General features: G+C 51.3%; 14 protein-coding genes. 2 read left to right on the forward strand and 12 right to left on the reverse strand.

The features are described from left to right. Positions 1 to 38: 38 nt before the first annotated feature. Both ATY27_RS01220 and ATY27_RS01225 read right to left on the reverse strand, forming a co-directional pair. Positions 39 to 629, reverse strand: coding sequence for a lysophospholipid acyltransferase family protein (locus ATY27_RS01220; RefSeq protein ID WP_244151383.1), 591 nt, complete (start codon positions 627 to 629; stop codon positions 39 to 41). Beyond that, positions 626 to 1,489 (reverse strand): DUF3014 domain-containing protein, encoded by an 864-nt coding sequence (locus ATY27_RS01225; protein ID WP_208932322.1) that lies wholly within the window; start codon positions 1,487 to 1,489, stop codon positions 626 to 628. The genes ATY27_RS01220 and ATY27_RS01225 overlap by 4 nt, the downstream gene beginning before the upstream one ends. Positions 1,490 to 1,674: 185 nt before the next feature. Between ATY27_RS01225 and ATY27_RS01230 the strand changes: the two genes are divergently transcribed. Both ATY27_RS01230 and ATY27_RS01235 read left to right on the forward strand, forming a co-directional pair. Next, on the forward strand, positions 1,675 to 2,814 hold the full coding sequence (locus ATY27_RS01230; RefSeq protein WP_208932323.1) for a patatin-like phospholipase family protein: 1,140 nt from the start codon (positions 1,675 to 1,677) through the stop codon (positions 2,812 to 2,814). 139 nt (positions 2,815 to 2,953) lie between these two features. Then, positions 2,954 to 3,892: a GGDEF domain-containing protein gene (locus ATY27_RS01235; protein ID WP_208932324.1), complete on the forward strand. Its 939-nt coding sequence runs from the start codon at positions 2,954 to 2,956 to the stop codon at positions 3,890 to 3,892. Position 3,893: 1 nt separating this feature from the next. Here the strand turns inward: ATY27_RS01235 and tilS are convergent, their stop codons facing one another. From tilS to bamA, 10 genes are all read right to left on the reverse strand, one after another. Further along, positions 3,894 to 5,261 (reverse strand): tRNA lysidine(34) synthetase TilS, encoded by a 1,368-nt coding sequence (gene tilS / locus ATY27_RS01240; protein ID WP_208932325.1) that lies wholly within the window; start codon positions 5,259 to 5,261, stop codon positions 3,894 to 3,896. Positions 5,262 to 5,305: 44 nt separating this feature from the next. Further along, complete coding sequence (gene accA, locus ATY27_RS01245) at positions 5,306 to 6,262, reverse strand: acetyl-CoA carboxylase carboxyl transferase subunit alpha (RefSeq protein WP_208932326.1); 957 nt, start codon at positions 6,260 to 6,262, stop codon at positions 5,306 to 5,308. A gap of 17 nt (positions 6,263 to 6,279) precedes the next feature. Then, on the reverse strand, positions 6,280 to 9,747 hold the full coding sequence (gene dnaE, locus ATY27_RS01250; protein WP_244151384.1) for a DNA polymerase III subunit alpha: 3,468 nt from the start codon (positions 9,745 to 9,747) through the stop codon (positions 6,280 to 6,282). 30 nt (positions 9,748 to 9,777) lie between these two features. Next, positions 9,778 to 10,368, reverse strand: a complete 591-nt coding sequence (rnhB, locus tag ATY27_RS01255) for a ribonuclease HII (protein WP_208932327.1) — start codon at positions 10,366 to 10,368, stop codon at positions 9,778 to 9,780. Beyond that, a complete protein-coding gene (gene lpxB, locus ATY27_RS01260; protein WP_208932328.1) occupies positions 10,365 to 11,528 on the reverse strand; it encodes a lipid-A-disaccharide synthase in 1,164 nt (387 codons plus the stop codon). The genes rnhB and lpxB overlap by 4 nt, the downstream gene beginning before the upstream one ends. Before the next feature lie 66 nt (positions 11,529 to 11,594). Next, positions 11,595 to 12,365 (reverse strand): acyl-ACP--UDP-N-acetylglucosamine O-acyltransferase, encoded by a 771-nt coding sequence (gene lpxA / locus ATY27_RS01265; RefSeq protein WP_208932329.1) that lies wholly within the window; start codon positions 12,363 to 12,365, stop codon positions 11,595 to 11,597. A 1-nt stretch (position 12,366) separates the two neighbouring features. Further along, on the reverse strand, positions 12,367 to 12,819 hold the full coding sequence (fabZ, locus tag ATY27_RS01270) for a 3-hydroxyacyl-ACP dehydratase FabZ (protein WP_208932330.1): 453 nt from the start codon (positions 12,817 to 12,819) through the stop codon (positions 12,367 to 12,369). Between the two features lie 41 nt (positions 12,820 to 12,860). Then, positions 12,861 to 13,910, reverse strand: a complete 1,050-nt coding sequence (gene lpxD, locus ATY27_RS01275; RefSeq protein WP_208932331.1) for a UDP-3-O-(3-hydroxymyristoyl)glucosamine N-acyltransferase — start codon at positions 13,908 to 13,910, stop codon at positions 12,861 to 12,863. After that, entirely contained in the window at positions 13,910 to 14,425 is a 516-nt protein-coding gene (locus ATY27_RS01280; RefSeq protein ID WP_208932332.1) for an OmpH family outer membrane protein, read from the reverse strand. The genes lpxD and ATY27_RS01280 overlap by 1 nt, the downstream gene beginning before the upstream one ends. Before the next feature lie 25 nt (positions 14,426 to 14,450). Beyond that, positions 14,451 to 16,949 carry an outer membrane protein assembly factor BamA gene (gene bamA, locus ATY27_RS01285; protein WP_244151385.1) on the reverse strand — a complete coding sequence of 833 codons (2,499 nt, stop codon included), beginning with the start codon at positions 16,947 to 16,949 and terminating at the stop codon, positions 14,451 to 14,453. Positions 16,950 to 16,954 lie beyond the last annotated feature (5 nt).

The following is a 16,954-nucleotide window of genomic DNA, read 5'->3' on the forward strand; positions in this document are numbered from 1 at the left end:
ACCGAAAATCAGTGAGCGGCCACAAAAAGCTGATGACTTTAAAAGTTTTCTGGAAAACGGGGTTGCATTTGCGCAAAAAACGCGCGCATTTGCGGGTAATCCGCATCAAAACTGTCACCTGGGTGCAACAGAGGGCCGAAAACTACGGATTTGGTTTTAAAATCCAATCCAATCAACTGGATCGGGACATTAGCTTGTTTGGCAATATGCCAGAAACCAGATTTCCACTGCGCAACTTTTTTCCGTGTACCTTCAGGTGCAATGCCAAGCAGCAGTGCAGGCTCGCGCTGAAAGGTCTCAACCAGCTGTGGCACTATGCCATGACGCTGGCTACGCTCGACCGGAATTCCGCCAAACCGCAGCAGAAAATTCCGCACAGGCCAGATAAAAATACTGTGTTTACCTAAAAACGAGATTTTCACCCCCAGCGCGAGACTGGCCGCAAAAGCAACAATAAAATCCCAATTCGAGGTATGTGGGGCGACGGCAGCGACCATCTTTGGCAGGTTCGGCAAATTTCCGCGGACTTGCCAGCCAAGGCGCTGCAGGATCCAGAAGCCCAATCGCTGCGCCCGGGCACTGCCATGCCTTGGCAATGCCGGCGCCAATTCAGGTAATTGCAGACTCACCGCTTTAATACCGACTGATATTGCACCAACAACAATTTAAGCCGCTGTTGATTCGCCTGCCCCAACCGCAACATTTGTTTTTGCGCCATACCCAGCTGTTCCAGCTCCGCATCGGCAAAAGCATAATGCACCGAAGGCAGTGTCAGGTCCGGTTCATCGCTGATCTCTGGTGCACTCAGCAAGACTTTAATCGCCTGCTGTACACGGTCGTCAAACTGCTGATCCGGGTAACCCAGTTCAAGATATGCCGCCTGCAATAACGGATAAAATTGCTTATACAAGGCGGCGACCTGCTCTGGGGGCACGCTCTCCAGCAAATCCAGATATGGTTGGTAACGCGCATAGTTACTCTTATCCAGCGTATAGCCCTGGCCTTTGGCCTTGGCGGCGAAGTCTTTGCTGAGACCTTTGAACAACGCCTGTTCCGCAATTAAGCGCCCCTGCGCGATATTGTCGACCTGTACAACAAAACGCCGGATCATCTCTTCATTTAAAAACAACGAAGCCAAACCAGGTTTCCATTTCAAACCAAAAAACGCTGCTTTGACCACCTCATCAGACTGGTCCAGTGGTGGTAATACCGGCGCACCTGCAACTTCGGTTTCGCTGCCAAGATCAGTGCCGGCGTCGTCAGCCTGAGCGGCCAGGCCGTCTTCACCTGTCGGTACCGGCGTCAATTTATCCGCAGGTTCAGCCTTGGCAGGGACTGGTGTAACCGTGGCTGGCGTCACTTTCACCGGGGCCGTCGCGACAGGTTGTGGCGCGGGTTTTAATAAATACCAGGCGGCGCCTGCGATCAGCACCAGTACCAACACCGGGGCAATCCAGGACAAAGAACGGGATTTCGCTTGATTCGACATAAACGCTTTGACTCCTCGTGAACCTATTCAGATTACTTTAACGCAGACGATGCCGTTTTAGTTATTAAAGTATTTGAAAAGTTTCCATTTTATCTTGTCGCCGGCTTAACCCGGCCTGCGATGGCATTGCTTAAAACCATGCAATAGTTAATAGTTACGCTATTCAGACGTATGTTGTTATCTCTATGACAGATAAAACAAAATCACAAAAAACCGCCATTTTACTGACGGGCGGTGGTGCGCGCGCGGCCTATCAGGTCGGCGTACTCAAGGCGATTGCACAGCAATATCCGCGCAACAGCAAGATTCCGTTTCAAATCATTTGTGGCACTTCTGCCGGCGCCATCAACGGCACCGCAATCGCCTGTTACGCCAGTTGCTTTCAGCTTGGCGTCAAAAAACTGGAATGGGTGTGGAAAAACTTCCATACCGGTCAGGTGTATTATTCCGATTATGTTCGCGCCAGCTGGCATCTGCTCCGCGGTTTTTTAAGCGCTTTTCAGGCCGATTATGCCAACCATAAACCAGTGTCGATGCTGGATAACAAACCACTGAAGATCCTGTTAAACAACATGCTGGATTTAAAACGGCTGGACCGCAATATTATGGGCGGTTACCTCGACAGCGTGTCTGTTACAGCCAGTTGCTACAACAGCGGCGACTCTATTACTTTTTTTCAAAGCCGCGATGCCAGCGAATGGCAGCGTTCACGCCGTTGTGGTCAACGCACATTGCTGGGGATTCACCATCTGATGGCCTCCGCCGCTATTCCGCTGGTGATGCCATCTGTGCGGATCAATCAGCAGTATTTTGGCGATGGATCTGTCAATCAACTGGCACCGCTCAGCGCCCCTATCCATTTAGGCGCAGATCGGATCCTGATTGTTGGACTGGAGCAACCTCGTCGGCGTGAACATCTGCAGCAGATGCCGCATCACCCGAACCTGTCCACCATTGCCGGCCATCTGCTCGACAGTATTTTTTCAGACACGCTGAATGCGGATTTAGAACGGATGCAGCGGGTAAATAAAACTCTCGAGACATTGCAACAACACAACATCGCGTCTGAGCTCAAGCCCGTACACAGTTATCTGATTAACCCCTCGGTGAATTTTAATGCGCTGGCCAGCGAGCATTTTCTGGCGCTGCCGATGGCCATACGTTCATTGCTGCGCAACATCGGTATCAAACAACATTCAGATTCCAGTCTGGCCAGTTATCTGCTGTTTGAAAAAAGCTTTACCAAACGCTTAATTGAACTGGGTTATCAGGACGCCATGGTTCAAATGGATGACCTGATGACTTTTCTCGCCGCCAAAAATTAGTCATCTGCGGCAGCATGCTGCCGCTATTGTCTGCGCGACGGCGCGTTATTTTTATACATTTTCATTTTTAAACATGCACTTACACCGAATGGCACAAAACATGCTTTGCTGAACTATTATCCACGTCAGGGAGTCGCTGATGGAACTGTTCAGCTTTTCCGATATGTCATTACAACATGTGCCCAGTTATGCCGGCATTACCACCAGTCCGTTGTGGTCCGCAGTCACCAGCAAGCTGGGTTCGGCGTTGCCGGAACAGCTGCAAACCACGCTGGAACTCAACCAGCAGTTGCAGATGTTCTCGATGGCCGCCGGCAAAATCCTGCCATTGACGGCAATGCAGCTGTGCACCGCCGTTGGTGAGTTTAAGGCTGCCGGTTCCTGTGATGGCCCGCATGAATACCGCAGTATGTTGGTGCTGAATGAGCAATGCCTGGCTGAACTGATTTATCAGAGTGAACTGCCGGTCAGCCCGATGCAGCAGCGCAAATTACTGGAGTTGGAGCAACAATGGTTGTTCCCGCTACGCAATGCGTTGATCGTCACCCGGCTACAGCAACTGGCCCTGCGTGATACGCTGACTGGCCTCGGCAATCGCCGGTATTTTGACGATGCGATCCAAAAAGCACTGCAGCTGACTGAGCGCAAGCAACAGCCAATGGTGCTGATCCTGTTAGATTTGGATAACTTTAAACAAGTGAATGACAACTTCGGCCACCATGCCGGTGATGAAGTATTACTAGCCGTTGCCGACGCCATGCGCTGTACCCTGCGTGCCAGTGATAATCTGTTCCGCTTTGGCGGCGATGAATTTGCCGTATTGTTAACCGCAGAAGATGCACAAAGCGCTGAATTGGTTGCACATCGCCTGGTAAAGGCCATTAGTCAGCACCATATTTGTGTCAAATTTGGTGTCTCTGCCAGTGCAGGCTTAGCTTCATACCAAGCGGAAGAAACTACCCAAACCTTGTTTAACCGGGCAGATTCGGCGTTATATGACGCCAAACAAAGTGGTAAAAATGCAGTGCGCACTGCAGCTATCCACGGCAACCCCATTGCCGAAGTGATGAACGCCTGAACTAAACGTCTGCTTTATAGTGCAGCCAGCTTTGCGCTTGTGCTGCCGTGCAATGACTGGCGAAACCAGGCACTGCGATCACTGTGTTTTGCTGTCTGGCGATGATAAACGGCATGGAGCCACGTCGCCAGGGCGGCACTTTCCATTGTTTACACCAATCTTTCAACGCTTTGCTGTGCGCGCTGTCGGCAGGTTTAAAGCGCTGATTCAGCTGCCCCGTCGTCAGCCTAATTTGCTCTGCCAACGGCACGGCCAGCGGCATGCTGGACCACGTCGCATCTGGTGCTTTTGTTGCATCGCTATGCCATAAAAACTGCCAGTGCTGCCAATTGAGTAGTCGCTCCGGCGCCAGCCATGCCCCCTCGGCTGGCTTTTCCGCAGCTTGCTGCTGGGCTTTTAGATCAAGCAGATACAATAATCCATCAAAGCGGCGCAATTGCCAGTCGCCCCACTGCAGCTGCGGCTGTGCATCCGTTTCAGACAATAAAAAGCACTGCACAAACTCACGGGTTTGCTCCGCCGACGGCGTCAGGTCATAGCGATTCAGGAAATGTCGGAGTAATAAATCGCGTGCCGGATTCGCTAATTGCGCTAGCCGGGTTAAATCCAGTTGGTCGTGGCGCAGCACTGGCGTCAAACCAATGGCCAGCTGTTGTTGCTGGTATTCCAGACTTTGCTGCAATAACTGACAACTGCGGGCAGTGGTCTGGCTAATCGTTGGGAAACGTTGCTGTAATAATGGCAGCACATGCTGGCGCAAGAAGTTCCGATCGAAGCTGTCGTCCTGATTGCTTGGATCTGTGACAAAAGCCAGCTGTTGCACTTTCGCATATTGTTCCAGCTCAGTGCGGCTAAAAGCTAGCAGTGGCCGCAACAACTGAGTGCCAGCAAAAGGTTTTTGTGCGGCAATCGCGGTAAGCCCTTGCAACCCACTACCACGTTTGAGCGCTAACAACACAGTTTCCATCTGATCATCGGCATGGTGTGCGGTCATCAGGACTGTGTCCGGCGTGAGCAGCCCTGCGAGCGCCTGATAGCGTAAGGTGCGGGCCTGCTGTTCAATATTGCGCGCTGGATCGGCCAGCTGGACCCGGCAGAGTTGAAAATCGAGCTGCAAAGCATCCGCCTGCGCCTGACAAAATGCCGCCCAATCGTCGGCCTGCGCCTGTAGCCCATGATGGACATGGGCGATCTTTAAACAGAAGCCAGCTTTTTGCCGCAAGCTCGCCAACAGATGCAGCAACACCATTGAATCCAGCCCGCCGCTCAGCGCCAACAACACATTGGGCTTGTTGCTGGCCATAAGTGCAGTCAACACGGCCTGCTGCAGGTTTTGGTTTAAAATATTGGCTTCAGGGCTTACTGGCATCGGGATAAAAAAGCCGCCTGACGGCGGCTTTCCTTGTTGCTGGCTTAGCAATAACCAAAGGACATCAGGCGTTTATACCGCCGGTCCAGTAATTCGGCAACAGAGAATTTATCGAGTTTCGCCAAATCACGTTGCAGCGCGGCTTTGACGCTTTGCGCGATCTGCTCGTGAGCACGATGCGCGCCACCAAGCGGCTCATTGATAATGTCATCAATCAGGCCCAGTTCTTTGATCCGTGGTGCAGTCACGCCCATCGCCTCGGCTGCCAACGGCGCTTTATCGGCGCTTTTCCACAGAATGGAGGCACAGCCTTCCGGTGAAATCACTGAGTAAGTGCTGTATTGCAGCATGTTGACCTGATCACCAACACCAATCGCCAGGGCACCGCCAGAACCACCTTCACCAATCACAGTACACAGCACCGGCACTTTCAGGCCTGCCATCACTTTAAGGTTACGCGCGATGGCTTCACTCTGACCGCGCTCTTCCGCACCAATCCCCGGATAAGCACCCGGCGTATCGATAAAAGTGATGATTGGCATTTTAAAGCGTTCTGCCATTTCATACATGCGCAGCGCCTTACGATAGCCTTCCGGTTTCGGCATACCGAAGTTGCGTTTGATTTTCTCGCCGGTATCACGGCCTTTCTGATGACCGATTACCATCACCGGGCGATCGCCTAAACGGGCGGTACCGCAAACAATGGCCGGGTCGTTGGCAAAAGCACGGTCGCCGGCCAGTTCATCAAAATCGGTAAAGATATGTTTGATGTAGTCCAGCGTGTAAGGACGCAGCGGATGGCGGGCTAACTGTGCAACCTGCCATGGACCTAACTCTGCAAAAATCTTTTTAGTCAGCGTCAGACTTTTTTCTTTGAGCTTGTTCACCTCTTCTTCGAGGCCGAGGTCAAACTCTCCATTACGGCTGACTTTGCGCAGTTCTTCTATTTTTGCTTCAAGTTCCGCAATCGGTTGCTCAAACTCTAAATAATTCAGCATCATCGACTGTCACTACCTACCTAATTAAATTCAAGTTGTATTGTTGCTAATTGTTTTAACTGATGCAACAAAGCGTCTGTGGGTGTGATCCACCAATCTGTACCGAGTGCCAGTGTCACCGCGCCTTCCGGGCGCTGATAACGTAATTTGACCGGCACGGTTCCGGCTTTAAATTCGTTCAGGACCTGCCGCAGCTGTTGCAGCTTGTCCGGATTGAGCTTGTCAGCTTCTATACTGACAAACAAATGTTTCAGGCATTTTTCCCTGGCCTGGGTGATCTCGACCACCTCGCGGCCGGTCATTGTAAGGCCACCGCTGAAATCATCAAAGCTGACCTGTCCTGATACCACCAAAACCTTGTCTTTTTGCAGCAGATGCTCGAAGTTCTCGAACTGTTCGGGGAAAAAACGTACATCTAACCGCGCCGATTTATCGTCAAGTTGTACTAATGCCCAGCGACGGCCTTTTTTGTTGATTAACACCCTTACGTTCACCACCAGGCCACAAGCATGCACTGTCTGATCACGCCGGGTTGGCGTAAAGTCGACCAGCCTTGCCGTCGAATAATGGTGGATCTCTGCCAGATAGCGGTTGATTGGGTGACCGGTCAGATACAGACCCAGCGTTTCGCGCTCACCTTCTAACCAGACTTCATCCGGCCAGGCGGGCACCATTTTAAAAGCTTTTGCAGAATTTTCTGGCTCGGGCGCTAACGAACCAAACAAATCGTCCTGCCCCATCGCTTGCGCTTTTGCCTGTTGTTCTGAGGCTTTCATCGCCTCTTCAAGGCTTGCCATCATAGCCGCGCGATGAGGGCCCAGTTTATCCATCGCACCGGCCAGGATTAGTTTTTCGATGACACGTTTATTCAGACGTTTAATATCGACTCGGTGACAAAAATCAAACAGATCATGGAAAGGCCCACCGCTATCGCGCGCTTCGATAATCGCTTCGATCGGACCTTCACCCACGCCTTTAATTGCGCCAATGCCATAAACGATATGGCCATCGCTGTTGACGGTGAATTTATGCTGGCCCGAATTCACATCCGGCGGCAACAGCTTGAGCTTCATATGCTCACATTCGTCGACCAGCGTCACTATTTTGTCGGTGTTGTCCATATCCGCCGACATCACCGCCGCCATAAACTCGGCCGGATAATGCGCTTTCATCCATAACGTCTGATAAGACACTAAGGCATACGCTGCTGAGTGCGATTTGTTAAAACCGTAACCCGCGAATTTCTCTACCAGATCGAAGATTTTCATCGCCAATTCTGGATCTACGCCATTGGCCGCTGCACCGTTCTGGAACGTATCACGCTGCTTGGCCATTTCTTCGGGTTTCTTTTTACCCATAGCGCGGCGTAACAAGTCAGCGCCACCCAGCGAATAGCCCGACAGCACCTGCGCGATCTGCATGACCTGCTCTTGGTACAGAATAATGCCGTAAGTCGGTTCGAGAATTGGTTTTAATGATTCGTGTTGCCAGGTCGCGTCCGGATACGAAATCTCTTCACGGCCTCGTTTACGGTCGATGAAGTTATCCACCATGCCGGATTGCAAAGGACCTGGCCGGAACAGCGCCACCAGAGCGATCATGTCTTCGAAACAGTCCGGCTGCAGCCGGCGGATCAGATCCTTCATGCCGCGTGATTCCAGCTGGAACACTGCGGTTGTCTCCGCTTTCATCAGCATGTCGTAACTTTTACGGTCGACCAGTGGAATATGATTGATATCGACCAGCGGCTGATTGGTTTTCTTATGCCGGTCATTCACCATATTGACCGCCCATTGCAGGATGGTCAGGGTGCGTAAGCCAAGGAAGTCGAACTTGACTAAGCCGGCATATTCCACGTCGTTTTTATCAAACTGGGTGACCGGGTTATTGCCTTCGGCGTCACAATAGACCGGGGCAAAATCGGTAATTTTTGTCGGCGCGATCACCACGCCACCGGCGTGTTTACCGGCGTTGCGCGTCACCCCTTCCAGCCGGCGCGCCATGTCGATCAGATCTTTGACTTCCTGATCAGAGGCGTATAGTTCCGGCAACCGCGGTTCTTCAATAAAGGCCTGTTCCAGCGTCATGCCAGGCGTTGGCGGGATCAGTTTAGAGATGCGGTCGACAAAACCATATGGATGCCCCAGCACCCGGCCGACGTCGCGGATCACCGCTTTGGCCGCCATAGTACCGAAGGTAATAATCTGCGATACCGCTTCGCGACCGTACATGTCAGAGACATGTTCTATCACTTCGTCACGCCGATCCATGCAGAAGTCGACGTCAAAGTCGGGCATTGAGACCCGTTCCGGGTTTAAGAAACGCTCAAACAGTAAGTCAAATTCCAGCGGGTCCAGATCAGTGATCTTCAGTGCATAGGCGACCAGTGAACCGGCGCCCGAGCCCCGCCCCGGTCCAACCGGAATATCGTTATCCTTCGACCACTGGATAAACTCCATTACGACCAGGAAGTAGCCCGGAAAGCCCATCTGGTTGATCACGTCGAGTTCAATCTGCAGACGTTCATCATAAGGAATGCGTTTTTCGGCGCGTACCGATTCGTCTGGAAACAGGATCTGCATCCGATCTTCCAGACCTTCACGCGATTTCAGCACCAGAAAATCGGCGTCAGACATGCCACCGGTCGGAAAAGCCGGCAGGAAATATTCACCCAAGCGGATGGTCACATTGCAACGCTTGGCGATTTCAACCGAGTTGGCCAGCGCTTCCGGCAGGTCGTGAAACAGCGCGGCCATTTCGTCAGCCGAGCGTAAATATTGAGATTCACTGTATTTTTTTGGCCGGCGTTTATCTTCAAGCGTGTAGCCATCGTGAATAGCGACCCGAATTTCATGCGCAGAAAAATCATCCGGCGTTAAAAACACCACTTCGTTGGTCGCCACGACCGGCAAGCCGGTATTTTCTGCCAGCGTCACTGCCTGCTGGATATAAATCTCTTCATCCGGCCGGCCCGTGCGGATCAATTCGAGGAAAAAACTGTCCGGGAAATATTGCTGATAAAACTGCACCAGCGCATCGGTACTGCCCTGATTGCCTTTGATCAGCGCTTTGCCAAGTGGTCCCTCTTTACCCCCGGAAATCACAATCAGGCCTTTATGGTGTTCAGCCAGCCAGTCGTGGTCAATTTGCGGTTTGTTGTCGACATGGCCACGCAGGTAAGCCTTCGACAACAACATGGTCAGATTCTGGTAGCCTTCATTGTCAGCGGCCAGGATCAATAACCGGCAGGCTTCGCCGGGAAAAAACGGATGTTGAACGAAGAGGTCGGCGCCAATGATTGGTTTGATACCGGCGTCGTGCGCAGTGGAGTAAAACCGCACCAGGCCACACATGTTCATCTGGTCAGTCAGTGCCAAAACCGGCATCGCCTGCTTTTTCGCCGCGCTGACAATAGGTTTAATTTTCGATAATCCATCGATCATCGAAAAATCACTGTGCACCCGCAGATGTACAAAAATCGGTTCCATCAGCTCTCCGCCACAGGTCTTGGCCTGTGGTTATAACAGCTCACGCACCGGCCGGAAACTACGACGATGCTGCGCTAAGATACCAAATTGTTTGATCGCCGCCAGATGTTCGGCGGTCGGATAGCCTTTATGCCCGGCAAAATTATACTGCGGATACTGTTGATGCAAGGCCGTCATCTCGGCGTCACGCGCCACTTTCGCCAAAATCGACGCCGCACTGATCTCTGGCACCAGACTATCACCTTTCACCACCGCACCGGCGCGGCCTTTTAAACCGTCTGGCACGCGGTTGCCGTCAATCAGCACCCATTCCGGCTGGATCTGTAACCCGGCTACCGCACGTTCCATCGCCAGCATCGTCGCATGCAGGATATTCAGACGGTCAATTTCTTCCACTTCTGCCCGGCCCAGACTCCAGCTTAACGCTTTGGCCTTAATTTCTTCAACCAACAATAAGCGTTTCTTTTCACTGAGCTTTTTGGAGTCATTCAGCCCAATAATCGGCTTTGCCGGGTCGAGGATCACGGCAGCCGTCACGACTGCGCCTATCAGCGGACCACGGCCGACTTCATCGACACCAGCAATCAGCGTATAAGGCGGTCGGACAAATTCATAAGTCATTGCGGTGTTCCTGCAGAGGACGTTTCCAGTAAAGCGGCTACAGCTTGTGCCGCAGTCGCGCTGGCGTCACAGCGGATTTGTTGGTGGATGGCGACAAAATCCTGATAAGTAGCCTGCCCTTTGACGCCAAGCAGTGGCTGCATCTGACTGACTAAGGCCTCAACAGTTACCGCGTCTTGTAACAGTTCTGGCACCAGCGCTTTATCGGCCAGTAAATTCGGCAAACTGAAATGCTGCAGTTTCACCATGCGGCTGGCGATCTGATACGTCAGCCAGTTGGTTTTATAAGCCACCACCATCGGCGTTTTTGCCAGCATCGCTTCTAACGTTGCAGTGCCGGAGGCAATATAAACCGCGTCGGCAGCGGTCAGCACATCACGCGCCTGACCAATCAGCAGTTTGATCTGTAACTGAGGTGCGACTTCATCTTTAATCTTCTGATAAAGCTCGGCTTTTTGTGCCGTGACCATATTACAGACCAGCTGCAGCCCAGGCTGCTGTTGTTGTAATGCCGCCGCCGCGCGGAAAAAATCCGGCGCCAGTAGTTTGATTTCGTTGGTGCGGCTACCCGGCATCAGCGCCAGTAATGGCCGCGCAGCGGCGAAGCCCAATGCAGTTTTCGCCGCCGTTTTATCCGGTTCGATCGGCATCTGGTCAGCCAGGGTATGGCCAACAAAAGCGCAAGGCACCTGAAATTTATCATAAAAGGCTTTTTCAAACGGCAACAAGGCCAGCACTAAGTGGGTGGCCTTTTCGATTTTAAAGATGCGTTTTTGCCGCCAGGCCCAAACCGACGGGCTAACATACTGTATGGTCTTAATACCGGCTTGTTTCAGTTTCAGCTCCACCGGCAAATTAAAATCCGGCGCATCAATGCCAATAAAGACATCAGGCCGGTGCGCGCTGAAATGCGCCAGGATCTCGCGCCGCACCTGTAACAAACGTGGCAAGCGCCCTAACACCTCGACGATGCCCATCACTGCCAGTTCTTCCATATCAAACACAGCACGGAAGCCCTGCGCGCGCATGCGCTCGCCACCGATGCCATAAAATTCAGCATCCGGGTAGCGCTGTTTTAACGCACGGATTAAATCAGCGCCAAGGATATCACCGGAATGTTCACCGGCGATCAGACCGATACGAAGAGGCGTTTTAAGCAAGGAGTTCTTCCTGAAACAAAAAGCAGGTCAATGCCGGAACTGCAGCTGGGCAGTCCGGCGCTGCCATCAGCGCACGATGCCGCGTGATGCGTGTTCAATAAAATCAGTGAAGGCTTTTAATTCTGGCAGTTCTGCCGCTTTGCCCGTTAGCTCAGCCAGCGCTTCTGGTACGGTCAGACCCTGACGGTACAGCACTTTATACGCGCGGCGGATCTCCAGAATCACTTCTGCAGTAAAACCACGGCGTTTTAAACCTTCGCTGTTAATGCCATGCGGCACTGCGTGCGAGCCATGTGCCATCACATAAGGTGGCACGTCTTTGACCACAATAGAGCCGCCGCCGATAAAGGCGTGTGCGCCGATATGGCAAAACTGGTGAATACCGCTCATGCCACCCAGAATAGCCCAATCGCCGATATGCACGTGACCCGCCGCCTGAGCACCACTGGCGAAGATCACGTCATCACCAATGACGCAGTCATGCGCAACGTGACTGCTGTTCATATACAGACCACGGCTGCCAATTTGAGTGATGCCTTTGTCCTGAATCGTGCCACGATGCACAGTACAGTTTTCACGAAATACGTTGTCATCGCCGATCACCAACTGGGTTGGCTCATTACGGTATTTTTTGTCCTGGCAGGCTTCACCGATACTGCAGAACTGGAAAAAGTGGTTGCCAGAACCAATCCGGCTCGGGCCTTTAATCACCACATGAGATTCCAGGATACAGTTATCACCGATCTCAACCTCGGCACCGATGTAACAAAACGGACCGATTTTTACATTGGCGCCAATGCGGGCACCGGCTTCAATCACCGCACTTGGATGGATCATATTAAAGCTCTCTTCTGGCACACATAATCTGGGCCGAGCAAACGATTTGACCGTCGACTTTGGCTTCGGCGTAAAATTTCCAGATGTTGCGTTTTTCAACCAAAAACTTCACTTCGAGGATCAGCTGATCACCTGGCACTACTGGTTTTTTAAACCGTGCTTCGTCAACACCGGCAAACAGGTAAAGCTCGTTTTCTTTGCGTTCGCTGACGGTCTTAAAACCAAGCAAACCAGTCGCCTGCGCCATCGCTTCGAGGATCAGCACGCCTGGGAAAATTGGCAAATTCGGGAAGTGACCGGTGAAAATTGGCTCGTTGATCGTGACATTTTTCACTGCGGTCAGGCTTTCACCCGGTACATAATCCAGCACCCGATCAATCAGCAGAAACGGGTAACGGTGTGGCAATAACGCCATGATTTCCTGGATGTCCAGTGTGTTTAATGAATTAGCCAAAATGATTCCTCTGTCTGAAAAGAAGCGTTGCCGCCCGGCGTTTAAGACGCGTTCGGGCCGGCTGACGGCGTCAGGGCAGCGACTTGCTGCTCCAGTTCGCGTAAACGCTGATACATCTGATCCAGCTGCCGGTAACGGGCACTGTTTTTGCGCCATTCCAGATTGGTGGCCGCTGGCATCCCCGAAGAGTAAATACCTTTTTCGGTGATGGATTTAATAATCATCGACATGCCGGTGATCTGCACACCATCACAGATCTCCATATGCCCATTAATGGCACAGGCGCCGCCAATGATGCAGTATTTGCCAATCTTAGTACTGCCGGCCACCACAGTACAGCCGGCGATGGCTGTGTGGTCACCAATTTGTACGTTGTGTGCGATTTGGACCTGGTTGTCGATGATACAGTTGGTGCCAATCACGGTATCTTCCAGCGCGCCACGGTCTATCGTGGTGCTGGCGCCGATCTCACAGCGATCGCCAATAATGACAGTACCAACCTGGGGGATCTTCAGCCAGTTACCGCGTTGATTGGCAAAACCAAATCCATCGGCACCCAATACTGCACCGCTATGCACGATACAATCAGCACCTAGCCGCACCCGGTGATAAATACTGACATTCGGCCATATCTTACTGCCGGCACCGATGACAACACCTTCGCCGATAAAACAGCCAGCGCCAATTTGCACACCATCGCCGATCACCGCGCCGGCACTAATGACCGCATGATGACCGACAGCAACATCAGCGCCCAGCTTTACCGTAGCGTCAATCTGTGCGGTCGCTGCTATCGCAGTAGCAGCACGGGGGGTGGTATCGAGTAATTGGGCAACTTTGGCAAAAGCAACGTAAGGATCGGGCACCACTAAGGCAGCGACCGGGCAATACTCCAGTTCAGCAGCACTAATCAGCACGACCGATGCCTGTGTTTGCTGCAGATACTTGCGATATTTGCTGTTGGACAGAAAGGTGATCTGGCCCTGGACGGCATTTTCTAATGTGGCAACGGCGCTGATGATTTCAGCGCCGTCTCCGTGCAGCTCAGCTGAGAGCAGCTGAGCCAATTCATGCAGGCTAAAAGCTGGCATTATTTCGCTTTGCTGACCTGAGCAACCACAGCGGCAGAGATGTTGTACTCTGGCTTGGCGTACACAGCAGCTTCAGCATTCAGTACCAGGTCGTACTGGTCTTTTGCTGCGATTTGATCGATAGCAGATTTGATCAGGGCCTGCAGTTTGTTGCGCTCTTCAGTTTCACGTGCGCGGATCTGTTCACCCAGCGGACGAGCCAGTTGCTCATACTGTTGCTGTTGTTTACCGATATCTTCCTGCAGTTTTTTCTTTTGCTCATCGCTCATGGTAGAGCCATCACGTTTGAATTTTTCAACGTTGAATGCGATGTCTTTTTCCAGTTTTTGTACTTCAGCGATTTTGCCACCAAATTCGGCTTTCATCGTTTCTTGCAGTTTTGCGGCTTGTGGCAGTTGCGAGAACACTTCACGCACGTCAACAAAACCAATTTTCATTTCTTTGGCAGACACTGCACCGGCCATCATCACACCGGCAACTAACAGTGCTGTTTTAGAAAAAGCTGACTTAAACATGTTTCCTATTACCTCAAATTAATTTTTAGAATGTAGTACCAATGTTGAAACTGAAGTTCTCTTGCTCGTCACCTTCGTATTTGCGCAGGATCTTCGCGAGACTAAAGGTTAACGGGCCCATTGGCGAGATCCATTGCACAGTCAAACCGGCTGAAGCGCGCATCATACCTGCATCTGAATAATCCAGCAAACCCGGCTGGTCATAGCCAACAACTGCATCAGACAACTGAGTCAGTTTGCTATAACGGGTAATATCGTATTCTGTATCCCAGACATTACCGGCATCAATAAACAAGCTGGTTCTGACTGAGTTGGCATAATCTTCTTTCAGGAACGGCGTTGGCGTAATCAGTTCCAGAGTTCCAATCGCCATAGCATTACCACCAAAAGAACGGCGTGAAACATAATAATTGTCATAATTCGCCGAAGTTGGCAAACCACCCTGCGATTGGCCATTCATTGGGTCCGGTAAACCCGGGATCGCATTTATTTGACGATACACTGCACGTGGGCCGATGACGCGGTTTTCAAAACCGCGGAAGTTCTGACCACCGGCATAGAAGCTGTCGTTAAATGGTAAGGTATGGTCGTAACCATTGTTATCGCCGTAACCGTTACCGTAACCCAGTTCCAGCTTGCTGAGGAATGACCAGCCGTGATCGCTGCTCAGCGGAATATAGTGCCGCGCCTCAAAGTTGGTTTTGAAGTAAGTTAAATCTGAATTCGGCGTCGTCACCTTGATATTCGCACCCAGGTAAGTACCATCCGTTGGGAAAGTCCCGCGGTTTAACGTACTCATTACCCAACCGGCCAACAGTTCATAGTTGGTGAACTTGTATGCAGCATCCGGGTTGGCAGAATCAATCAGGACGCCACGGAAATGGCGGATTTGGTCAAATTCCTGGATCGAATTGATCTCGTTCCATACCACGTTGGCACCAAAATTCAGCCGGTTAAAGTCATTCAGCGGATAGCCAAAGTTAACCCCTGTGCCGTAGCTCTTCTGGTTGTAAGCTTCAAGACCGGCGCGACTACCGTCGAAATCAGAATAAAACACCGAGCCGCCGAGGCTGACGCCATCGAGGGTGAAGTATGGATCGGTAAACGACAGATTGACCGACTTCTGATATTTGTTGGTGTTAAAACTGATGCCGGCTGAATTACCGCTGCCGAGGAAGCTTTGTTGCTCGACGCCAAACTGGAAGGCCAGGCCCTGATAGCTACCAAACGACACGCCGGCGTTAAAGCTGCCTGACGGCCGTTCTTTGATCTTAAAGGTCACGTCGACTTTGTCGTCCACACCCGGTACATCTTTGGTTTCAAACTCAACCTTCTCGATATACGGCAAGCGCTGGATAAACAACTTCGACATTTCCAGCCGGTCATTCGACAGCCAGGAACCTTCCATCTGCCGCATCTCACGACGAATGACTTCGTCTTTTGTTGCCGAATTGCCCGTCACCGAAATCCGGTTAACATAGACACGTTTACCCGGATCAACATTAATCGACAATGCCACTTCTTTGGTGTCATCGTTAATATTGGTGCTGGTCCGCACTTTGGAATTGGCATAGCCAAAGCTTGCCAGAAACTTAGCAATGCTTTCTTCGGTATAAGTGACTAAAGCGCCGTTATACAACTGACCGTCTTTTAACGGCAGCATGGCTTTAATCAGTTCATCCTGACCAATCAGGTCGCCAACAAACTCAATGCCTTTGATGTTGTACTGCACGCCCTCTTTGACCTGCAAAGTGACATACACGGAGTTTTTATCCGGGCTGACCGCAACAGTATTGGCTTCAATATCAAACCGCAGGTAACCACGATCCAGATAATAACTGCGGATCTTTTCCAAATCGCCTTTTAACGTGTCTTTCTGGTAGCGGTCGGATGACATAAAACGCCACCACGGCAAATCGACCATCGACTCGATATCTTTCATGATCTCTTCGTCGCTGAACAATTCGTTACCGACGATATTGATCTGACGGACAGAGGCGGCATCGCCTTCTTTAAATTCCAGTTTCAGATTGACACGGTTACGCGGCAGATAAGTCAGTTTGATCTCAACTTTGGCATTGTATTTACCGACACCATGGAAGAATTCGGTCAAACCGTTTTCCAGTTCACGGATGATCGTCTTGTCCAGTTGTTCACCGACGATGATTTTCTGGTTAGTCAGACTTTCCTGTAACTGTTCTTCTTTGATGTCTTTGTTGCCGTCAAACTCCACCGCATTAATGGTTGGGCGTTCCTTGACGCGGTAAATGATGGCATTGCCATCGCGCAGCACTGTAATTTCATCAAAATGGCCAGCTGCATACAAGGTTTTGATACTTTTAGATAAGGTATATTCTGTAACAGTATCGCCGATGTTAAACGGCAGATTATTCAGGGCTGCACCTAAAGCGACGCGTTGTAAGCCTTCCACCTGAATATCTTGTACAGTAAATGATTGTTCAGCGAGCACCGACGCGCTGGCAGAGGCCAGCCACATCGCAGCTACTAATCGTTTAATTGTCATTGTTT

The organism is Rheinheimera sp. F8 (assembly GCF_001518915.1).